The sequence below is a fragment of the uncultured Flavobacterium sp. genome (genome assembly GCF_963974175.1).
Taxonomy (GTDB): Bacteria; Bacteroidota; Bacteroidia; order Flavobacteriales; family Flavobacteriaceae; genus Flavobacterium.
This window is the reverse complement of the sequence record NZ_CAXBBR010000003.1, coordinates 140,225-162,277: the sequence shown is the minus strand read 5'-3', so window position 1 is coordinate 162,277 and position 22,053 is coordinate 140,225. Positions and strand designations below refer to the sequence as shown.

Here is a 22,053-nt window from a genome sequence, read left to right as displayed (position 1 = left end):
CAGTCTATTTACAAGTTGTCAATGTGCACGGGTAGAGTTCCTTGAGAGGGTAGGTCCTCAAGCAGTTGATTCGCGGCAGCTTCCTGAAATTCCTCGAAATCTTGATATACTTGAACAAGACCACTAATGGATTGTATGTCCGGCAAACTTTGTAAAGCATAAGGGTTACCAAATACATATAAAACACATTTTTTTGCTAAAAATAATTTTTCGAGAATTATCAAAACAGCGTCTTCGATGTCAAAATTATTCATTGGTTTTGCTTTTGGAACAAAAAGAGCAATAATTAAAGTATCGTAATCTGTCAGACTGTTTTCAATTTCTGATACGCTATAGGTAGTGCCCATTTCTACAGAAAATTCTTTTGCAGATAGGTAAGGCGCAAGTGTTTTGAAAAAAGTATTTTCGGTGTTTTTATAAATACTCAACTTTGCTAATGTGCCTCTTTTTGCTGCATCGGCGGCAATTGCTGTGTTTTTATTGTCTTTAATCTTAGTAATACAGTGTTGGGCTATTTTACGATTCAAAATAGAAGCTGTTGCAAAATCTAATTCTGTAGTTGATTCTTCTTTTTGATTGAATAAACCTGCTTTTTGCTTGCATTTTATTAAGCGATTGTAACTTGCTTCTATGCGCTGCGCTGTTGCGTTTTTAAGTATTTCTTGAATGCCTTCAGGTACATTTTCGGCAAAGCACAACACGTCATTTCCGGCATTAAAGGCTTCCCATTCCAGTTGGCCTTTTATTTCGTAAAGCTTGGAAACACTATGCATATTCAATGCATCCGAAATCACTAGTCCATCGTAATTTAATTGCTTTCGCAAAAGCGTTTCAATCACTGATTTTGATAATGTTGCTGAAGTGTTTGCTCCTTCATTCAAAGCAGGAACAGCTAAATGTCCTATCATAATTGAGTCGACATCACTTTCTATTCCCTTTATGAAAGGATATAGTTCGTTTTCAAGTAACTCATCTAATGTTTCCTTTAAAACAGGTAAACCTAAATGGGAATCAACGTTGGTATTGCCATGTCCAGGAAAATGCTTTAGACAGCCTAAAATGCCTGCGTCATTCATTCCTCGCAAGTATTCTAAAGCAAAATGGGCTACCTTTTCTTTGTCTTCGCCAAAGGAACGGTATCCGATCACCGGATTATTCGGGTTGTTATTTATATCAGCTAAGGGTGCCAAATTATAATGAAGTCCAGCTGATTTTAAATCTAATCCTATTTGTTTTCCAACTTCATAAACCAAATGAGATTGACTCAGTGGTAAAGCGCCTAATGTGATGGCGTAAGGATATTGTGGTGTTTTTTCGACCCGCATTGCCAATCCCCATTCAGCATCGATGCTCATCAATAAGGGAGTAGTAGCACATTTTTGATACCGTATAATTAAAGCTGTAAGTCGCTGGTAACTGTCGTCATTAAATTCAATTTTTTTCTTAGTTTCATAATTAGTGGCAGCACTAGCTCTGCTGTGAAAAAAAGTAAGTCCACCGATGTTGTGTTTCTTAATTAATTCTTCAGTTGCTTGAATGTTTTCTTGGGTATCGTTTATAAAAACCGCTGGAAAAAAGAATTGCCCTATTTTTTGTTCTAATGTCATTTGATTCATTTTTAAAAAGAATGGAACGCGGATGAAACAGATTCGCTATCGCGAAAACGCTGAAAAATACGGTTTTCTATTTTTCTGTCGAAACATTTTTATTTAGTCATTATAATTTAAGTCTGCGTGCTGATTGTAAGAAAGATAGAACGTAGATGAAAAGGATTTCGGATTTACAGATTTAAAAAACCCGTTTTTTTTCGCGTCTTTACGAAGTAAATCCGCGTCATCAGCGTTCCATTAACTTATGCCGCTTTCTTACCGAAGTCTTTTGGAAAAATTAAAAAACGAGAAAGTATTAATCCGGGAATAGTGGCTAGAAATACCCAAATAAAGAAGTTTCCGTAGCCCAAATATTCTTGGATAAATCCGCTTGCCATACCGGGAAGCATCATTCCTAAAGCCATAAATCCAGTAGCAATAGAGTAATGCGAGGTTTTCGATTCGCCATCAGCTACATAAATCAAATACATCATAAAGGCTGCAAATCCAAAACCGTAACCAAATTGCTCTGCAATAACAGTAGCATAAATATAATAAACCGAGGAGGGGTGAAAATGAGCTAATAAAATAAATCCAATTATAGGCAAGTGCATCGCCAGAATCATAGGTAGCATCCATTTCCCAAGACCATCTTTTGAGATTACAATTCCGCCAATGATTCCACCGACAGTCAGCGCAATCACTCCGAAAGTTCCATAGATAATCCCTACGTCTTGCGTAGTCAGTCCCATTCCGCCAACACCTTTGTCATCAATTAGAAAAGGAGTTAGCATTTTAAGTAATTGGGATTCGCCCAAGCGGAATAATAATATAAATGCCAGCACAAATCCAATTTGTTTTTTTTGAAAAAAACTAGCGAAGACGGCTCCAAAACTTACTTTTGGCTCCAGTGACTTCTCGTCCTTAGTTGTCGCTACTTCAGTTCTTGGCGTAGAAAAATAATTGTAAATAGTTAATGCAGCCATAATCAAACCAACAATAACCATAGTGTAAGACCACGCTTTTTGTTTGTCGCCATATTCTTGTTCCAGATAACCACCGATTATTACAATCAATCCATTTCCGGTAAGCATGGAAAGACGATAGAATGTACTGCGAATTCCAAGGAAGAAAGATTGTTGTTCTTTTTCTAAAGCCAACATATAGAAACCGTCACTTGCAACATCATTTGAAGCTGATGCGAATGCAGCTACCCAAAAAATGGCGAGACTGATTACAAAGAAATTATTCATAGGGATGGTTAACCCCACAAGTAAAAAGGCAATAGAAATAATAAATTGCATGGCTAAAAACCACTTTCTTTTGGTCGCGTACATATCAATAAATGGACTCCATAAAGGTTTTATTACCCAAGGGAGGTACAATAGACTCGTGTATATTCCTATGTCTTCATTGTCAATTCCCAGGTTTTTGTACATAATAACCGAAACCGAGATAATGATAGCGTAAGGCAAGCCCGAGGCAAAGTTCAAAAAAGGTATCCAATACCAGGGTCTATTATCTGTTTTCATCATTTAAAGAACTTTGAATCGTTTTGGTTTCTGTTGTTTTATTTAAAAGAACTGCCTGACTTTCATTCCCGTAATAATCAATGAAAGAGATGGCGCGAATATTGTTTTTTTCTAAAAGACTTTTCTGGATTTTGATGCTTATACTATCCTTTTTTTCCTTAAAAGCTATTTTGTCAATAATTTGACTTGGATTATTAACATCTAGTTTAGAACTGTCTTTGGCGCCATAAACCAGCACATAGCGTATTTTGCTCAGCAAGGGGTAATTTAGTGTGACAGTCGAAGTCAAATTGTTAGTTGTAATATTAGTAACTGCTGGCATCTCAATGTCTGTTCTTCTTGAATTAGGAACAACATATGGGAGTGCTGGATATTTGTATTGATTTTGCAAAAGCAGATCGGTTACCGCTTTGTTTCTATTCACAAATGATTTAGCACTAAAAAAAGCATTTCCTCCAATATTTTTATAGGTTCTAGTCAAATCAATCTGATCAGGAATTTCACTTGGAATATTCCATTTTTTATCTGAATCGGTGTTGATTTTATAGCTTCCGTTCCCCATGTAAATTGCGGTATTTGTTGAGTTCTCAGCCCACCATTTGATTAGTTTTGCATAAGAAGCTGTTTTATGGTCGATACTCCAATACAATTGCGGAAGTAGGTAGTCAATCCAACAGTTTTCCATCCACGCAACTGGATCTGCAAACAAGTCATCATAATTTGTTTGTCCAGAATTCGTGTCGGAACCTCTTGGATCAACAGATTTATTGCGCCAAACACCAAATGGGCTAATCCCAAATTGAACCCAAGGCTTTATTGTTTTGATAGAAAAGGAACAGTATTTTACAAAATTATTCACGTTCAAACGTCTCCAGTCGGCTAAACTCATTCCCCCACCATACTTTTTGAATGAAGCAGTATCATTAAAGTTTTCTCCCGCTATTTTATAAGGATAGAAATAATCGTCAAAGTGGATTGCATCAATGTCGTAGTTTCTAACCACTTCGTCCACTACCGCAATTAAATGAGTTTGGACTTCAGGTAAGGCAGGATTGTAATAATACTTTCCGCCATATTTAATCATCCATTCAGGATGTTTGAAATAGTCGTGGGTAGGACTTAGAATATCAGTTCTTAAATCCATCGTGGCACGATAAGGGTTTAACCAAGCGTGAAATTCAAAACCACGGTTATGAGCTTCAGTAATCATCCATTCTAATGGGTCATAGTAAGGGTTAGGTGCTAGGCCTTCTTTTCCTGTCAAATATTTAGACCACGGAGCTAGTTTAGAAGGGTAAAAAGCATCACCTACGCTTCTGATTTGGACAATAACAGCATTGTAATTTAATTTTTTATAGGTATCTAAAATTTCAAGATAATCAGCTTTTTGTTTCTCAATAGGATCCGAACCGCTTTTTGGCCAGTCGATATTTACCACTGTGGCAATCCAAACTGCCCTAAATTCGTTTTTAGGGTAGTTCACTTTTTCTTGTGCATTTCCATCAGAAAAAGACAACAAAATAAAGGAAATAAATAAATATAGGTACTTGTTAGGGTTCATTATTGAGATGTTTTTATAGAGTTCAAAAATAGTTTTTTTAGTGAAGTTTCTGAGAAATATAAGTATTAAAATTTGACTTTTTTGACTACTTCAATTACTTTGCCAATTAATCCTAGGTAATCGGTCTACTGTGGAATTAATTTGAAAAAAAGAAGAGGATTTAATTTTACTTTTTCTTATTTCATTTATTACAATATAGATTGGGATATCTTTATATTTGTGAAAACAAAAGCAATACATTTTATCAATGCCCAACTTGCCTCAATTAAAAGAATTAGCCGCATCCTTAGAAGGAACACTTTTATACGATGAACTTCATAAAACACTCTATGCAACGGATGCTTCTGCGTATAGAATAATGCCTTTGGCGGCAGCCTTACCTAAAAATGAGGCAGATATCATAAAACTGGTTCGTTTTGCTACGGAAAATAAGATTTCGCTAACGCCTAGGACTGCGGGAACTTCCTTAGCTGGACAAACAGTTGGTAGCGGAATTATTGTAGATGTTTCTAAATTTTTCACTAAGATTGTCTCTTTCGATGCAGTAAATAAAACGATTACAGTACAGCCTGGTGTGATCAGGGATGAACTGAATTTATATTTAAAACCCCACGGATTATTTTTTGGACCTAATACTTCTACTTCTAATCGGTGTATGATAGGAGGAATGGTAGGTAATAATTCATCAGGAACGACATCAATCCGTTACGGAGTTACCAGAGATAAAATTGTCGAGATAAAAGCTATTTTAAGTGATGGCTCGCAAGTTGTTTTTGGCGAATTAACTTCTGCTGAATTTATTGAAAAAACAAAAGGTGATTCTCTAGAAACTAACATCTACAAAAGCCTTTATGCCGAATTATCGAATGAGGCGACTCAAAAAGAAATTGTAAAAGAATTCCCGAAACCAGAAATCCATAGGCGAAATACAGGATATGCAGTAGATATTTTATTGCATTCTGATCTTTTTGGCGGAAGCCAACCCACGATAAATGTTGGTAAATTGCTTTGTGGTTCTGAGGGAACACTTGCTTTTACTACAGAAGTCACTTTAAAAGTAGATCTATTGCCTCCCACAAATAATGTGATGGTAGTAACGCATTTTACCAGTGTTCAAGAGAGTTTAGAGGCGGTTTTGGTGGCTATGAAACATCATTTGTACACCTGTGAAATGATAGATGATACGATTCTTAATTGTACTAAAACAAACAAAGAACAGAGTAAAAACAGGTTTTTTATTCAGGGTGAACCCAAAGCAATAATGATGTTTGAAGTAGCTTCACATACGAGTATGGAAGATGCCGAAATGCAGGCAGATGCTTTGATTAAAGACTTAGAAGAAAATAATTTTGGTTATGCTTCGCCAAAATTATACGGTGCTGATATTGAAAAAGTAAACGAGCTTAGGAAAGCAGGTCTCGGACTTTTAGGGAGCATTGTAGGTGATGAAAAAGCGGCTGATTCTATTGAAGATACCGCTGTTGAATTGAGTGATTTACCTAATTATATCGCTGACTTTTCGGCAATGATGAAACGCCACGGCCAAGAGGCGATTTATTATGCTCATGCCGGTGCTGGTGAACTGCATTTGCGTCCTGTTTTGAATTTGAAAACAAAAGAAGGCGTTTATCAGTTTAGAAATATTGCTACCGAAGTGGCGCATTTAGTAAAAAAATACCGCGGTTCATTAAGTGGGGAACATGGTGACGGAATCGTACGTGGCGAATTTTTACCTTTTATGATTGGCGAGAAAAACTACGAATTATTAAAACGTATTAAATTGGCTTTCGACCCGAATTCCGTTTTGAATATGGGAAAAATTGTCAATGCGTTAAAAATGGATGAGAATCTCCGTTTCGAAACTGGGAGAGAGGAGCCTAATATCAAAACCATTCAAGATTTTTCAGATAGTATGGGCGTTTTACGTGCTGCCGAAAAATGTAATGGCTCTGGGGATTGCCGTAAACTACCCTCGGCAGGAGGAACTATGTGCCCAAGTTATCGAGCCACGCGAAACGAGAAAGATACTACTCGTGCTCGAGCCAATGCTTTGAGGGAATATTTGACACATTCAGAAAAAGATAATAAATTCAATCATAAAGAATTATATGAGGTTTTTGAATTATGCATTAGTTGTAAAGCTTGCGCTAGCGAATGTCCGTCTAACGTAGATGTGGGTGCGCTTAAAGCAGAATTTTTATACCAATACCAAAAGGCAAATGGTTTTTCTCTTCGAAATAAGATTTTCGCTAATAACGCCAAACTGAATAAACTCGGAAGTATTTTTCCATCGTTGACTAATTTTATGGTCAATCAACCCTTGGTGAAAAAAGGAATGGGGGTGGCTTCAAAAAGAGAAGTGCCATTATTAGCTCCTAAAACATTCAGGAAATGGATCGAAAGTAATAAATCAAAAACTGCTTCCTATGCCAATGGGAAACTCTATCTTTTTTGTGATGAATTCACCAATTATTATGATGTTTCAGTAGGGATAGATGCTTTTGAATTACTATCTAAATTGGGATATGAAGTTATTGTTGTAGATCATGAAGAAAGTGGAAGAGCCTATATCTCCAAAGGTTTTCTGGAAGAAGCCAAAGCGATTGCTAATAAAAACGTGAATATTTTTAAAGGAATTGTATCGGCTGAAATTCCGTTGATTGGTATAGAACCATCTGCAATATTGACTTTTAGAGATGAATACATTCGTCTGGCCGACGATACCGCTTCCGCGGAAAAATTAGCGAAAAACTGCTTGACAGTTGAAGAGTTTTTCAAAAAGGAAATCGCAGTAGGTAAAATTAATTCAGAGCAATTTTCTGATGAGGTGCGAGAGATAAAAATTCACGGTCATTGCCATCAAAAATCCTTAAGTTCAATAGAGGCGACTTTTGCTATGTTGAATGTCCCGAAAAATAGCACAGTTACGATTTATAATTCAGGTTGCTGTGGGATGGCAGGTTCTTTTGGTTATGAAGAAGAGCATTATGAGATTAGTATGCAGATGGGAGAGGACACTTTATTTCCAAAAATAAGGTCTACCGCTACAACAACTTCTATTGCCGCAGCAGGTACAAGTTGCCGCCATCAAATTTTTGATGGAACAAACAGAAAAGCACAACATCCGGTAAGTATTTTGAATGCTTTTCTGAAATAATTAGTGCTTTTTGACTTTTAGAAGGGAGGAATTGCTCGTTTTTCAAAGCTCATTTTTACAGCGGAATTGCCATTGCAATCTTTTTAATTTTTAACGGCATTCTTAATTAATGGATTGACTTTTAAAATAGGTTATAATTGAATATTTGACTTTTTATTGTATTTTAATAAATAATAAGGGTCATATCATTGGAATTTCAAATTGTTTTATACATTTGGTTTTTAAATAAAACTTACGTTATTGCTAAAATAATGGGATGTTATTTACAGGATAATAATTTTTAATGTAAAAATTTAGCGCATGGCATTTTCTAGTTTATTTCGTAAGAAGACCGTTCAGGATATCTTAAAACAGATTGAAAAAAATGAAGCCGACGGCCACGAAGCGCTGGGTCGACATTTAACGGCAAGAGATTTAACGGCTTTTGGTATCGCTGCCATCGTCGGTGCCGGTATTTTTAGTACAATTGGTAAGGCCAGCTCCGATGGAGGTCCTGCTGTAATTTTCCTTTTTTTATTTACGGCTCTTGCCTGTAGTTTTGCTGCCTTTGCTTATGCAGAGTTTGCGTCTATGGTTCCCGTTTCTGGAAGTGCTTATACGTATTCTTATGTTGCCTTTGGGGAACTGATTGCGTGGATTATTGGTTGGGCATTAATTATGGAATATGCGATTGGTAATATTACGGTCGCCATTTCCTGGAGTGATTATTTTACAGGACTACTAGAGAGTGGTGGAATTCATTTACCCCAATGGGTTCAAATGGATTACCTGACTGCCTCAAACGGATATAGAGATGCCACTGCTTTAATGCAGGGCGGAAAGTTATATGAAAATTTAGGAGAAGGTTTAAAAGCATCTTATACTGCTTGGACGACTTCTCCAACAATAGGTTCGTTTCATTTTGTGGCCGATTTGCCTGCCTTGTTTATTATCATATTGATTACGGCCTTAGTATATCGTGGAATGAAAGAATCGCGAAATGCGAGTAACATGATGGTTGTGGTAAAATTGTGCATTATCCTTCTGGTAATCTCAGTTGGGGTATTTTATGTTGATACTGATAACTGGACTCCTTTTGCTCCTAACGGTGTGAGCGGAGTTTTAAAAGGGGTATCAGCGGTTTTCTTCGCCTACATTGGTTTTGATGCTATCTCAACCACTGCAGAGGAATGTAAGGATCCACAGCGTGATTTACCACGTGGAATGATGTGGGCGATTATAATATGTACTATTTTGTATATTGTTGTTGCTTTAGTTTTAACTGGAATGGTAAATTACAGCGAGTTAAATGTGGGTGATCCTTTAGCATTTGTATTTCATAAATTAGATTTAAAATGGATGTCTGGTATTGTTGCGGTAAGTGCCGTTATAGCGATGGCGAGTGTTTTATTAGTTTTCCAAATGGGACAACCTCGTATTTGGATGAGTATGAGTCGTGATGGCTTATTGCCAAAACGTTTCTCACGAGTGCATCCTATATATAAAACACCATCTTATGCAACTATAGTAACTGGTTTTGTAGTGTCTGTGCCTGCCTTGTTTTTAAACCTTACTATGGTAACTGATTTGTGTAGTATTGGAACATTATTTGCCTTTGTATTGGTTTGTGCCGGAGTTTTGGTATTACAGAATAGAACTGATATTCCAAGAGGGAAATTTAAAACACCATATGTAAATTCAAAATACGTTATTCCTTTTATGTTGGCTGCAGGACTATATTATGCTTTCAATTATAATAATAAAGCGACAATGGATTTCCTGACTAATGAAACCCAAGTAAACGATGCAACTACTATTATCACTTCTCTAAACAAAGAAGAATCTATAAAAGTATATGATTATCTAGTAAGTGTTGGAGCGCAAAAAACGACTGATGAGTCTTTGGATTTAGAAAATCTTTTAAGTCAGTATCAAAAAGAGGATGCTAAGTATGCAGCTGTCGTGGCAGGATTACCAATAGACAATGCACTAAAATATGAAAGTGGTCTTAGCTTGTTCAAACATAAAATTCCAATGTGGATTTTTCTCATTGTTTTAGTTGGGCTTACGTTCTGGTCTTTCGCTGAAAACTTATCTTTAATTCCACTATTAGGTTTAGTGAGCTGTTTGTACATGATGGCAGAGCTAAGTGTTTGGAACTGGATTTATTTCACGGCTTGGTTGCTGATTGGCTTGATGATTTACTTTGGCTTCAGCCGAAAAAATAGTAAACTGAACTTGAAAGAAGCCTAAGAAATAGAGTAATTATAGTAAAGCCGTCTTGATTAAGTTCTAGACGGTTTTTTTATGTTTGTTTTGAAAATTACTCAATCATTCTAGGCGTTGGAGTAATTTTAACCGTAATCTATATAATTATTGGAATTTTCGAAGTAAATAATTCTACCCAAATAAAAAGTTCAGATAAAGTATTGTGGACAATTGGATTTGTACTATTCAGTTTATTAGGTTGGATTACCTTACTTGACAAAAAGAGAAAATATTATTTAAAAAGAACTCCAAAAAAAAGCAGTCTAAACGTAGATTTGCGACAGCGCAATCAATACAATAGAAACTAATGCCAACGCAAGACCCACATAGTTTCGTTTACTCATTTTTTCTTTAAAAACGAGAATACCTAAAAGGCTCCCTAGAATAATTACCCCCATATTCATTGCCGCGAAAACAGTTGAGGGATTTTCAGCAAAAGCTTGATGGGCTTTTAGATAGAAAAGGATATTACCAAAGTTAAAAGCACCTACCAATGCACCAAAAAGAATATTGATGGTGGTCAATCTTGTTTTTCGTACCGTAACATCATATAGAATAGTTACGATCATTAGCGTTAGGGCTATTGCGAAAATCACAAATAACGAACTCGTAAATGGAAGGCTAGTGTATAAGGCTATTTGTTTAAAAAGGATGTCTATAACTCCAAAACCAATTAGCACTGCAGCAGGATACATCCATTTATTGTTGGTATTGGCTGCCGGTTTAGAAAGGATTAGCAATAGGGCAGGCAGACCTATCAAAAAGGCCGTTATCTTTAATAGATTGAAATCTTCTTTAAAAATAAGCCAGGCTGCAAGTAGCGGTATGAAAAGCGAAAGCCTTTGGGCTGCATCTGTTTTGACGATTCCCATATGTTTTATGGAGGCTGCCAAAAAGATAAATATCGAAGGCATCAAAATTCCTAGTGTGATATAGATGGACCATGGTGCTGTGTGATCTATGGCATTCAAATCTGGGCTAAAAGTAAAGAAACACAATACTAAAGCAAAAAGGTAATTCCAGCTTACAATTTGGATAACACTGATGTTATAGTTGCGCGATACTTTAAAAATCACACCTACAGTCACACTGCATAAAATACTTAATATAAGAAATAACATAGAATAGCAATTAAGGTATGAAAAATAGATAGTGGCTTGCTATCAGCGTTTTTTTTATTTTTATAAATTCATTATAGAACTAAAAAAACTCCAGCAGTACTGGAGTTTGATAGGTATAAGAAGAAACTAATTAAGCTTCTTCCATGGTATGATAAACGTTCATTACGTCATCATCTTCTTCCATTTTTTCGATCAATTTTTCTACATCAGCCATTTCAGCTTCTGTTAGTTTTTTAGTGACTTGCGGAATTCTTTCAAAACCAGAAGAAAGGATTTCTAGATTGCGATTTTCAAGCTCTTTTTGGATAGTTCCAAAACTGTTGAAAGGCGCATAAATTAATATTCCGTCCTCATCTTCAAAAACTTCTTCAGCACCGAAATCAATTAATTCCAATTCTAATTCTTCAGGATCAAGTCCGTCTGCTGGAATTCTAAAGTTACAAGTATGGTCAAACATAAATTCAACAGAACCCTGTGTTCCCATGGTACCATTGCATTTGTTGAAATAACTTCTCACATTAGCAACAGTTCTATTATTATTGTCAGTAGCCGTTTCAATTAAAAGCGCAATCCCATGAGGAGCATAACCTTCAAACAAAACTTCTTTATAATTTGCAGTATCTTTATCAGTTGCTTTTTTAATGGCACGTTCTACATTTTCTTTAGGCATATTTGCTGCCTTAGAGTTCTGAATGACAGCCCTTAATCTTGAATTAGCTTCAGGATTTGGTCCGCCTTCCTTAACGGCCATTACAATGTCTTTTCCAATTCTAGTAAATGCTTTAGCCATTGCTGACCAACGTTTCATTTTTCTCCCTTTTCTGAATTCAAACGCTCTTCCCATTTCTTATTTATTATATTGAGCTACAAAAATACAGTTATTCCTTATTTATACCAAAACCCTCTTCCGTTCTTTTTATGAAATTTGGGTATTATTGTGTTTTCGTTATTTTTTCACGGAATTCAAATCATTAATTATCGCAATAGCCTCACTTAAATAGTGGTTTCTTTTCAATGTTTCCATTTGGAATTCATTATTTGCTTTTTCCGAAGGGTTAATGGTTAGGAGATAATTATTGAGATTTGAATTATGAATAATCAAATTGTTACTTTTTGTATCGAAAGCATTAATTTCCTCCCACATCGCATTGATTTCAGATTGGTCTTTAATAACTGTATCAATGGTTACCGGCCGTGGTAATTTTGGCGTGTTTACTAAATATTCAATTTTTTTATTCAGTTTTTTTGTTTCATTGAAATAGGAATTCGTAGCGATTCTAGCCGTACTTTTCTTTGCGATTTTTACCATTGCGGTATTTTTAATAAATTGGTTATAAACAAGAGAAATTGCAATACTGTCGTTTTTAAAAGCAGTAGGATTGTTGCACTCCTTAGTGTATAGGACTTCATAGATTTCAGGAACTAACACATTGGGAATAATTCCTGTAGCCTGATTGCTTTTCCCGTCGACCCTATAAAATTTGTTAATACTGAGTTTTACAAAGTTTTCGGTGTCATTAGGTTCTAATGGTATTATCGACTGCATGGTTGCTTTGCCCACAGTTGCGCTTCCCATCAACAGCGCCCTATTGTAATCTTGTAATGCGGAAGCAAAAAACTCACTTGCCGAAGCTGAATTCCCGTTAACTAATATCACTATAGGGTCTTTGTATATCATCCCAGGATAAGGGTCGCTTATAATGGTTTGCACTTTTTTATTATCTAGTATAATAGAGATAGGTCCAGTATCGATAAACATTCCCGCGAGTTTTATAGCTTCGTCCATGGAGCCTCCTCCGTTGTCTATCAAATCAATAATAACACCCTGAATACTGTCTTTCTGCAGTTTTAGTACTTCTAGCGCTGCGTCTTCGGCACATCCTTTGCCGCTATTGCCTTCAAAGTCAGTGTAAAAACTTGGGATTTTCACATAGCCATATCTGCGTTTTTTATTTGCAATAATAAAACTATAGACAGCATTACCTTCGTCTTTTATCAGCTTTTTTTCCACTAGTACATCAAAGTTTTTACCAGAGCTTCTCCTCAATGTCAACATTATTTTTTTATTTGCATCGGAAAGAATCATGTTTGAAATTGATTCTAGAGTGGCACAGGAAACCTGTAATGTTTCTTTTAGGTTGGAAACTGCAATTATTTGATCTCTTTTTTTTATTCCTCCGGTTTGAAAGGCGGGGCCGTTGGGATCCATTTTTATGACTATAATTTCATTGCGATCATTCAAACTTACGTTCATCCCCATTGACAGATGCTCTTTTGATAAGGAAGCCACAAAACAGGATTTTGTTTCGACGTTGAAGTAGGCAGAGTGTGGGTCGAAGTAACTGCAAAAATTATCGAATAATTTTTCTTTAAAACCCGATTCTTTTTCCAAAATCGCATTTGTTTTACAGATTTCATTTGCTATAATTAATCTTTTAGATATTGGTTCTATGGCTGTGAACGTAGTTGCTATGGAGTCTAGATTATTGTTTTGAGAAGCAATATCATCAAGGATTTTATATTTTATGTTTTTTCTCCAAGCTGTTTCTAGTTGATTTTGTTCCAGATAGAATGGAAATATCTTTTTATAAAACCGAATCGTATCTTTTACTTTATAACCGATGGTATCAGTCTTCATTTTTTCTAAAATTGCTTTATTTCTCGATAGACCATTTTTATAAACCGCAACAATTTCAGGTAGGAATGAGCAATCGTTTGCAAGGATTAAATCATCGAGGTTCAAACGGAATTTAAAGGAAAGTGCTTCGTATTCTGACTTTAGCAGAATATTTCTAGAGGGATCGAGTCCATCAATAAAGTTATCAAATACAAAAACAGATAAACTATCGTCAATCGGTTTTGGTTGAAAATGCTCGCTTTGAATAAGCTTATTTATTTTAGAAAGTAAAATGCATGTTTTAGTATCACTCTGGGCGAAAAGCGAAAAGGAAGTAAGCAAGAAGACCACTGAAATTATTTTCATCTCCACTTTATTAATTTCGAAAAAAGCTAAACAGTAAGCGATTTTGCGGAAATATAAAGTTACGTAAAGCGCTGGATTTCAGCTAATTTTTTACGACTATTTAAATCTAATATTTCACTACTAAAATTGGAGATTACTTAAAAAAAAGCCGCTAATTCGCTGATTCTTAAAACATACTAAGTGATGTTATGAAAAATTAGCGAATAAGCGGCGGTTATAGAATAAATTCTAACTTATTTTTTATAAAATGGCAATTTTACCACTTTAGCAGGAACATCGTTTTTACGAATTCTGATATAGATATCGTTATCCACGGCGCTGTTCGCTACAGTTACATAACCCAGTCCAATACCTTTGTTCATAGAAGGTGACATTGTTCCAGAAGTTACAATTCCAATAACAGCTCCAGTTCCGTCTACAATTTCGTAGTCATGTCTTGGTACTGCACGTTCTTGCATTTCAAAAGCAACCAGTTTTCTAGTAACACCTTCTTCTTTTTGTTTTTTTAAATTCTCTGAGTTGGTGAACTCTTTTGTGAATTTTGTGATCCAACCCAATCCAGCCTCAAGTGGAGAAGTGGTGTCGCTAATATCATTTCCGTACAAACAGAAACCCATTTCAAGACGCAAAGTATCACGTGCCGCTAAACCAATTGGTTTGATTCCGAAAGCTGATCCAGCTTCAAAAACCTTATTCCAAATTTGTTCTACTTCGGTGTTTTTACAATAAATTTCAAAACCTCCAGAACCGGTGTAACCCGTTGCAGAGATAATCACATTATCAACGCCAGCAAAATCAGCCACTTCAAAATGGTAATATTTAATGGCTGCCAAATCAATAGATGACAAGGCCTGCATCGCTTCAACTGCTTTTGGTCCTTGAATCGCTAATAATGAATAGTCTTCAGATATGTTTTTCATATCTACTCCTAAATCGTTATGAGATGAAATCCAGTTCCAGTCTTTTTCAATATTCGAAGCGTTTACAACCAATAAATATTGTTCCTCTTTCATTTTATAGATAATCAAATCATCTACAACTCCACCGTCATTGTTCGGTAAACAAGAATATTGCGCTCTTCCAACAGTCAATACTGATGCATCATTTGAAGTTACTTTTTGAATCAAAGCCAAAGCATTTGGTCCCGAAAGCAAGAATTCCCCCATGTGAGAAACATCAAAAACTCCTACGTCATTACGTACCGTTTCATGTTCAGCATTCACCCCTTCATATAAAATAGGCATATTGTATCCAGCAAACGGAAGCATTTTAGCTCCCAAACTTTCGTGTATGTGCGTAAGCGCAGTATTTTTCATTGTGTATGTATATAAAATTTGAAGTGGCTAATTTATTGAAAAATTATCATATTTAAGGCATCAAATATGTAAATTCAATAGTATTTAGGAGCTATTTTCCAGCTTTCCATTGTAATCTTTTTATTTTTAAAGAAAAAATAAAAAGGATTTCCATTTCAATCTGGGCTAGGGCATTTGTATTGTTAAGTTGCCCCATATTAAATTAGCACTTAAAATTGGTTGTGATTACTATAAAATCAAATAATTTATTAAACACAAAATTTAGCTATATCGAAACATAGTTGGATAGCCCAATTCATGGGTTCACAAAGCTATTGTTTTCTATAATAAAGTGAAACGACTTTTAAAATCTATGTTTCTATGTGGTGAAAACAACAACAAAATTGGAGTTACTCACAACGGCGTAAAACAAGTTAGATTTATCCAAAAAAAAAGACAAACCAAAATACGATTCCGATTTGTCTTTTTAAAGTTGGTTAACTTAAAGTAAACTAAACTTGTTTTAATATTTGGCTGGTTCGCCAGCTTTAGGCAAAGAGTTTTTTATAAAAGTTCTAATGTCTTCATTTGCAGTTTCTAAATCTTGTTTTCTCAAGTACATCATATGTCCACTACGGTATCCTTTCCAAGACATGCGGTCTTTTAGTTTTCCGCTAGGATCCATTTGCCATAAATTATATTTGGCATTAAAATAATCGCAAGCCCCATCATAATAACCTGATTGTACCATCAAGTTTAAATACGGGTTCTGTGCCATGGCTTGGCGTAAATTTTCGGCTGTTGCATCATTAGAGTTATCCCAAGGACGTACGGGACCAAACATATTGTATTTAAAATCGGTTTTATAATTTAATTCATTGCGAATGTACATATTGATCGACGGTGTAAAGGAGTGCAACCATGAAGTCAACTCCGCATTAAAGTTAGGACCATCTCCAGCATCTTTGCGGTCAATTCCTTTGTAGCGAGAATCGAGTCTTCCTATGGTAAATCCTTCATCACGCAATAATTCTTTCCAGAAATAATTAAAAGGTACGTCAAGGTTATTTTGTAAAACCACTTTTTCTGATATACCTGAGTAGCGTGCTATTTTACTCGCTATTTCTTTCTTTTTTTGCTCGTCTAGTGAACTTCCTTTGCTTATGGCTGGTAGTAGTTCGTTTAGGGTGAAATCCTCGACTTCGGGTAACATTGCAGTCAGATCTTTGGCCTGTAAATCGGCAGGAAGTTTTTTATGAAACCAAGCCGTAGCTGCAAAATAAGGTAGTTTCAAAGCCGCGTCTGCAACTACGCCACGATCAATACCTAGAGTAGTTGGTGATACTAATATTACACCGTTTAAATACATCCACTGACTGTTTTGTAATTCTAGTGCAAGTCCAGAAACACGTGTCGTTCCATAACTTTCTCCAATAAGGTATTTTGGCGAAGCCCAACGATCAGATCGAGTGACAAATCCGCCAATCCAATTTGCTAGGTATTTGATGTCCGCATTGACACCAAAGAATTTTTCTTTAGGAATGTCTTTGCTTGTAGCTCGAGAATAAGCTGTGTTTACTGGATTTACAAAGACAATATCGGCCACATCTAGAATAGAATAAGGGTTTTCTTTAATTCCGTACGGTTGTACAGGATAGCCTTCATCATCAATATTTAATAATTTAGGTCCAGTATAGGCAATATGCATCCATACGGAGGCGGAGCCTGGACCACCATTAAACGAAATCACAAGTGGACGAGAAGCACGATCTTTTACATCGGTGCGTTCGTAATAAGTATAAAATAATCCGGCAATTGCTTTTCCATCCTCGTCCCAAACAGGCATTGTTCCCGTAGTGGCTTTATAAGGAACTTTTTGTCCTTTGATGGTTGTAATATGAGTAGTAACTGTATTTTGATCAGGATTAAAAACGAGATTGGAAGCTGATATACTTTCCTTAGTAGCTTCTTTTGCTTTTGAACCTGATTCCTGTGCTTGGAGCTGCGGGATAAAGACAGTTAGTAGTAATAAAAATAATGTTTTTTTCATGGGTTTATTTTTAATTATGATTACAAGTTACTAAAGTATTCTTTTTAAGAGAAATGACAAAAGGAACATGGTTATTTTCGTAATACTACATTTACAAAACAACTAGATTTACCTTTGTTTTAAATCTAAATTTCCGTTTATAATTTGTAATTTTAAAGAAATATATTTTACGATGAATACTATTTTTATCACTAAAAGTGAAATTTTAAAACGCTATAAGCCTATTGATTCCAAAGCGCACAAAGGAACACAAGGTCATGCTTTAATTATAGCTGGAAGCTATGGAAAAATGGGAGCCGCAGTATTAGCTTCTAAGGCTTGCTTGAAATCAGGTTGTGGACTCGTAACTGCATTTGTGCCAAAATGTGGTTACGAAATCCTTCAAATCTCAAATCCAGAAGTCATGACGCTTACTGATGTACAGGAAAAGTTTATTTCGATTATTACATTCGATATCAAACCACAATCAATTGCTATTGGTCCGGGTTTAGGGCAAGAAACTGAAACTCAGAAAGCAGTTCTCGATTTTCTAAAAAGCAATTCAGTTCCGTTAGTTATAGATGCTGATGCGTTGAATATTTTGTCGATAAATAAAGAATGGTTGGCACTGTTGCAACCTAAAACAATATTAACACCACATCCCAAAGAACTGGAACGTTTAATAGGAAAATGGAATTCAGAGGAAGAGAAATTTAGTAAAACGATTGCTTTTTCAAAACATTACAATGTTGTTATTGTAATGAAAGGCGCTCCAACATCTATTATAGACGGGGATACGGTTTACCAAAACACAACTGGAAATGCTGCTTTGGCTACTGCAGGAAGTGGTGATGTTTTAACTGGAATTATTACAGGTTTATTGGCTCAATCTTATACACCGTTGGATGCTGCAATGCTGGGTGTTTATCTTCATGGACTTACGGCTGATATCGCTTTGTCTGAAACCGGTACGCAGACCTTCATCGCTTCGGATATAATTAAATATTTAGGGAAATCATTTTTGAGTATTACAAAATAAAAGCCCTTATAAAAGGGCTTTAGTAAATCTTATATTTTCAATTCGTTAAACAATTCAATCAGTTTATTTTCAGATGGTTTTGGCGCATCGAAATTTACGATATTGCCATTTCGATCAATAAGAATAAATCGTGGAATAGCTAAAATACCACATTTTAAAATAAAATCAGAACGTAAGTCCTTATCTGCCAATAATTGAATTCCTCCTAGGTGTTTTGTGTCTACAAGGTTACTCCATTTTTCACGGTCTTTAATATTGTCAACTGAAATGCTGACAAACTCAATATTTTTACCATGGTATTGTTCTTCCACTTTTTGCAGGGCTGGTACTTCCTGAAGGCAAGGGCCACACCATGTCGCCCAAACATCAATATAAACATATTTTCCCTTAAGACTTTCTAAAGACGTTTTTCCGCCTTTTTGATTTTCATAATCGAACTTAGGAGACGGTTTACCCGGTTCTACCGCTTTTATATTATTATAAATAGTAGAAAGACTTTCTTTTAATTTAGGATCATTTGTATTGGAAATGTATCCATTGTAGATTTGGTTGTAGTTTGAATATTCAGTGTTAATATTAGGAGCATTAATTTTAATTATTCGATTTTTTATACTTTGACTTTTAAGAGATTTGATTTTCTGAATTTGAGCTACAAAAAAAGAATTTGTATCATCATATTTTATGTTATCATGAAATTGTTGTATCACCAATTCCTTATACTCATTGGAAAACAAGAAAGTAGAATTATCGTCTAAATCAATTGTATTATCGATATTTGGGAACTTTTCAGAAACTTTAAATCCAGCTGCTCGACCGTATAAAAAATATAAATTTTTATAAACCCATAAGTGTTTCTGCTCTAGATAATGAATATTTTTAGCTTCCATTTCTTGGAAATAGCTATCAGAAAACTTTGTCTTTTTGTATAAAATACTAATTGATTTTTTAATTTCATTGACTTTTTTCAAGAACTCTGGTTCATCTAGTTTATACAATTCTTCATCTGAAACTTGAGAAGTTATAATTGATTTTTGGACAACATATTGATTCTCTACACTTCCTGTTCCGGTATATTTTAGGGTTGTATTAAAAGCCTTATCGTTAGCGGTAAGATTTAATTTCGTTCCTTTTGATAAATAAAGTGGTATAGTGTTTTTACCAGTTTCAAGATTATAAATCCCGTCGTAGGCAATTGTTATGTTTTCTGAAAAAGTCCCGTCAGTATTTAACTTGATTTCTTTGTCGAAAGATTCTCCTTTTATACTGATTATTCCGTTCTCTGTATTTATAACTTTTCCTGAAATGGTTATTAACTCATTCGATGTTGTAAAGGATGCAAAAGCTAAAATTAGTAAGAGGAAGATACTTTTTTTCATTAGTTGTGTTTTTAAGGTCATTCAAATATAGCTTATTTCTTATAATAAAATTAGTTTAATTTGGTTGTCATTACTAATAAGCTTCTTTTTATGTTTATCATTAAATTAGCTATTCCAGTACAATCGAGGGAACTAATTTGTAAGTTTGTATCTCAGTAAATTCCGAATATGAAAAGAGACTTTAATCTTAGAACTGTAAATGTTACCCGATACATTACGCCTTTGCGAGAAGGTGGTTCCTTGCCTGCTTTGGCGGAAGCCGACGATGATTTTAAATATGTTTTAAAATTCAAGGGAGCTGGTCATGGGGTGAAAGCCTTAATCGCCGAATTGATAGGAGGGGAGATTGCGCGTGTTTTAAAGTTACAGATTCCGGAGTTAGTATATGCAAATCTCGACGAAGCCTTTGGTCGTACGGAAGCCGATGAGGAAATCCAGGATTTATTGCAAGGTAGTCAAGGACTCAATTTAGCCTTACATTTTCTTTCGGGAGCTATCAATTTTGATCCTGTGGTCACAGTAGTAGATGCTAAACTGGCGTCGCAAATTGTTTGGCTAGATGCTTTTATCACTAATGTCGATCGAACCTTCAGGAATACCAATATGCTGATCTGGCACAAAGAGTTATGGCTTATTGATCATGGCGCAAGTTTTTACTTTCATCACTCTTGGACTAATTGGGAGAAACATGCGCAAAGCCCTTTTACGCTTATTAAAGACCATGTATTGTTGCCGCAAGCTTCAATGTTACAAGAAGCGGATGCTTTATTTAAAACCATTTTAACACCAGAAACCTTGCAATCGATAGTAGATCTTATTCCTTTGGAATGGCTGGACTGGCAAGATACGGACGAAAGCCCCGAAGCAGTACGTGACGTTTATTTTCAGTTTTTATCAATGCGCCTGAACCATTCTCAAATTTTCATTAAAGAAGCCCAAAATGCAAGAGAAACACTTATATGAGTACTCGGTAATCCGCGTTGTACCTAGGGTAGAGCGTGAAGAGTTCCTCAATGTGGGGATTATTGTTTTTTGCAAAAAAGCGAAGTTCATAAAGATGCTTTATACTGTTAATGTGGCAAAGATGGAACTGTTTTCTGGTGATTTAGATTTGGAACAACTGGAGTTAAACCTAGAGTCCTTCCAGAAAATAGCGCACGGAACCATGCAGGGCGGACCCATTGCGCAATTTGATATTCCATCGCGTTTTCGTTGGTTAACGGCTTTGCGTAGCTCGGCAATTCAAACATCGCGACCCCATCCGGGACTTTGTGATGATTTAGAAAAAACAATTCAAAGGTTGTTTGAAGATATGGTATTGTAAATTATATTGATAGACTTATAATATAAGCATAGAAAGGGAGTAGTTACTAAAAACCCAACTTCGCTTAATTCTATAGTGAAAGAGAATTTGATGCTACTTCGTTTAGATTCACTACTTCTTCATGTAATGATTACCCTATCTTTTTTTCTAGCACAATAAACTCCAGAGGCTGCTCTACGATTGAAATATGAATGTCGCTTACTGGAAAAGGTTCGCGATTACCGGTATCAATATAACCGTGGCGTTTATACCAGTCAATTAGCTCCGTTCTCATCGAGATAACTGTCATTACAATTTTAGGTAAACCTAATGCCTGAGCATGAACTTCGGCCTGTTGTAATAATTTTTTTCCAATGCCACTATTTTGCAACATAGGTGATACCGTTAACATGCCTAAATACAATTGTTGTTCTTTTTCGACTAACAAAACACAACCAATAATCTGGTTGTCTTCTGTGAATTTTAGCAACTTATTTTCATTGGTACCAATGATTTCTTTCAGTTCGGCTTCGTTCGTTCGGCTGCCTTCTAGTATGTTGGCTTCTGTAGTCCATCCTTTTTTAGAAAATTCCCCGCGATACCCAGAGTTGATTAATTTATTTAATTCCGAAACGTCTTCTAGTGTTGCTATTGTAATCATGGCGAGATATGGTAAATTGTGGTTGCAAATATAAATAAAAAGGGAATAAAATGAGATTTTATAGGAGTTCTTATACAGTGTTAATTAGGTTGAAATCCATAGCATGAGATGACTTAATTCTTTTCTGTAACTGGAAATTTGCGAATGTATTTATTCAGAT

At 35.5% G+C, this 22,053-nt stretch carries 15 protein-coding genes; 5 read left to right on the top strand and 10 right to left on the bottom strand.

Annotated elements, in window-relative coordinates:
- Positions 1 to 8: 8 nt before the first annotated feature.
- From AAC069_RS05970 to AAC069_RS05960, 3 genes are all read right to left on the bottom strand, one after another.
- Positions 9 to 1,607 carry a glycoside hydrolase family 3 N-terminal domain-containing protein gene (locus AAC069_RS05970; protein ID WP_339919564.1) on the bottom strand — a complete coding sequence of 533 codons (1,599 nt, stop codon included), beginning with the start codon at positions 1,605 to 1,607 and terminating at the stop codon, positions 9 to 11.
- A gap of 245 nt (positions 1,608 to 1,852) precedes the next feature.
- Positions 1,853 to 3,121: an MFS transporter gene (locus AAC069_RS05965; protein WP_339919837.1), complete on the bottom strand. Its 1,269-nt coding sequence runs from the start codon at positions 3,119 to 3,121 to the stop codon at positions 1,853 to 1,855.
- Positions 3,108 to 4,682 carry a family 10 glycosylhydrolase gene (locus AAC069_RS05960; RefSeq protein ID WP_339919563.1) on the bottom strand — a complete coding sequence of 525 codons (1,575 nt, stop codon included), beginning with the start codon at positions 4,680 to 4,682 and terminating at the stop codon, positions 3,108 to 3,110. Before AAC069_RS05960 ends, AAC069_RS05965 begins: the two co-directional genes overlap by 14 nt.
- A 247-nt stretch (positions 4,683 to 4,929) precedes the next feature.
- On the opposite strand from AAC069_RS05960, the gene AAC069_RS05955 reads away from it, so the two are divergent.
- Together AAC069_RS05955 and AAC069_RS05950 are read left to right on the top strand one after the other, a co-directional pair.
- Positions 4,930 to 7,839, top strand: a complete 2,910-nt coding sequence (locus AAC069_RS05955; RefSeq protein WP_339919562.1) for an FAD-linked oxidase C-terminal domain-containing protein — start codon at positions 4,930 to 4,932, stop codon at positions 7,837 to 7,839.
- 300 nt (positions 7,840 to 8,139) lie between these two features.
- Positions 8,140 to 10,071: an amino acid permease gene (locus tag AAC069_RS05950; RefSeq protein WP_339919561.1), complete on the top strand. Its 1,932-nt coding sequence runs from the start codon at positions 8,140 to 8,142 to the stop codon at positions 10,069 to 10,071.
- Between the two features lie 278 nt (positions 10,072 to 10,349).
- Here the strand turns inward: AAC069_RS05950 and AAC069_RS05945 are convergent, their stop codons facing one another.
- From AAC069_RS05945 to AAC069_RS05925, 5 genes are all read right to left on the bottom strand, one after another.
- Complete coding sequence (locus AAC069_RS05945) at positions 10,350 to 11,207, bottom strand: DMT family transporter (RefSeq protein ID WP_339919560.1); 858 nt, start codon at positions 11,205 to 11,207, stop codon at positions 10,350 to 10,352.
- A 130-nt stretch (positions 11,208 to 11,337) separates the two neighbouring features.
- The gene (locus AAC069_RS05940; RefSeq protein ID WP_339919559.1) at positions 11,338 to 12,051 is read right to left on the bottom strand and encodes a YebC/PmpR family DNA-binding transcriptional regulator; all 714 of its coding nucleotides are present in this window, start codon (positions 12,049 to 12,051) and stop codon (positions 11,338 to 11,340) included.
- Positions 12,052 to 12,153: 102 nt separating this feature from the next.
- The gene (locus AAC069_RS05935; RefSeq protein WP_339919558.1) at positions 12,154 to 14,190 is read right to left on the bottom strand and encodes a S41 family peptidase; all 2,037 of its coding nucleotides are present in this window, start codon (positions 14,188 to 14,190) and stop codon (positions 12,154 to 12,156) included.
- A gap of 233 nt (positions 14,191 to 14,423) precedes the next feature.
- Positions 14,424 to 15,506, bottom strand: a complete 1,083-nt coding sequence (gene gcvT, locus AAC069_RS05930) for a glycine cleavage system aminomethyltransferase GcvT (protein ID WP_339919557.1) — start codon at positions 15,504 to 15,506, stop codon at positions 14,424 to 14,426.
- A gap of 502 nt (positions 15,507 to 16,008) precedes the next feature.
- Positions 16,009 to 17,535 carry a carboxypeptidase gene (locus AAC069_RS05925; protein WP_339919556.1) on the bottom strand — a complete coding sequence of 509 codons (1,527 nt, stop codon included), beginning with the start codon at positions 17,533 to 17,535 and terminating at the stop codon, positions 16,009 to 16,011.
- A 172-nt stretch (positions 17,536 to 17,707) separates the two neighbouring features.
- On the opposite strand from AAC069_RS05925, the gene AAC069_RS05920 reads away from it, so the two are divergent.
- On the top strand, positions 17,708 to 18,553 hold the full coding sequence (locus tag AAC069_RS05920) for an NAD(P)H-hydrate dehydratase (RefSeq protein WP_339919555.1): 846 nt from the start codon (positions 17,708 to 17,710) through the stop codon (positions 18,551 to 18,553).
- A 29-nt stretch (positions 18,554 to 18,582) separates the two neighbouring features.
- On the opposite strand, the gene AAC069_RS05915 is transcribed toward AAC069_RS05920, so the two are convergent.
- Positions 18,583 to 19,929, bottom strand: coding sequence for a TlpA disulfide reductase family protein (locus AAC069_RS05915; protein WP_339919554.1), 1,347 nt, complete (start codon positions 19,927 to 19,929; stop codon positions 18,583 to 18,585).
- Between the two features lie 168 nt (positions 19,930 to 20,097).
- Here AAC069_RS05915 and AAC069_RS05910 point away from each other — a divergent pair, with 168 nt between their 5' ends.
- Both AAC069_RS05910 and AAC069_RS05905 read left to right on the top strand, forming a co-directional pair.
- Positions 20,098 to 20,892, top strand: a complete 795-nt coding sequence (locus AAC069_RS05910; RefSeq protein ID WP_339919553.1) for a HipA family kinase — start codon at positions 20,098 to 20,100, stop codon at positions 20,890 to 20,892.
- A complete protein-coding gene (locus tag AAC069_RS05905) occupies positions 20,870 to 21,253 on the top strand; it encodes a DUF3037 domain-containing protein (protein WP_339919552.1) in 384 nt (127 codons plus the stop codon). Before AAC069_RS05910 ends, AAC069_RS05905 begins: the two co-directional genes overlap by 23 nt.
- A gap of 130 nt (positions 21,254 to 21,383) precedes the next feature.
- On the opposite strand, the gene AAC069_RS05900 is transcribed toward AAC069_RS05905, so the two are convergent.
- On the bottom strand, positions 21,384 to 21,893 hold the full coding sequence (locus AAC069_RS05900; protein WP_339919551.1) for a GNAT family N-acetyltransferase: 510 nt from the start codon (positions 21,891 to 21,893) through the stop codon (positions 21,384 to 21,386).
- Positions 21,894 to 22,053 lie beyond the last annotated feature (160 nt).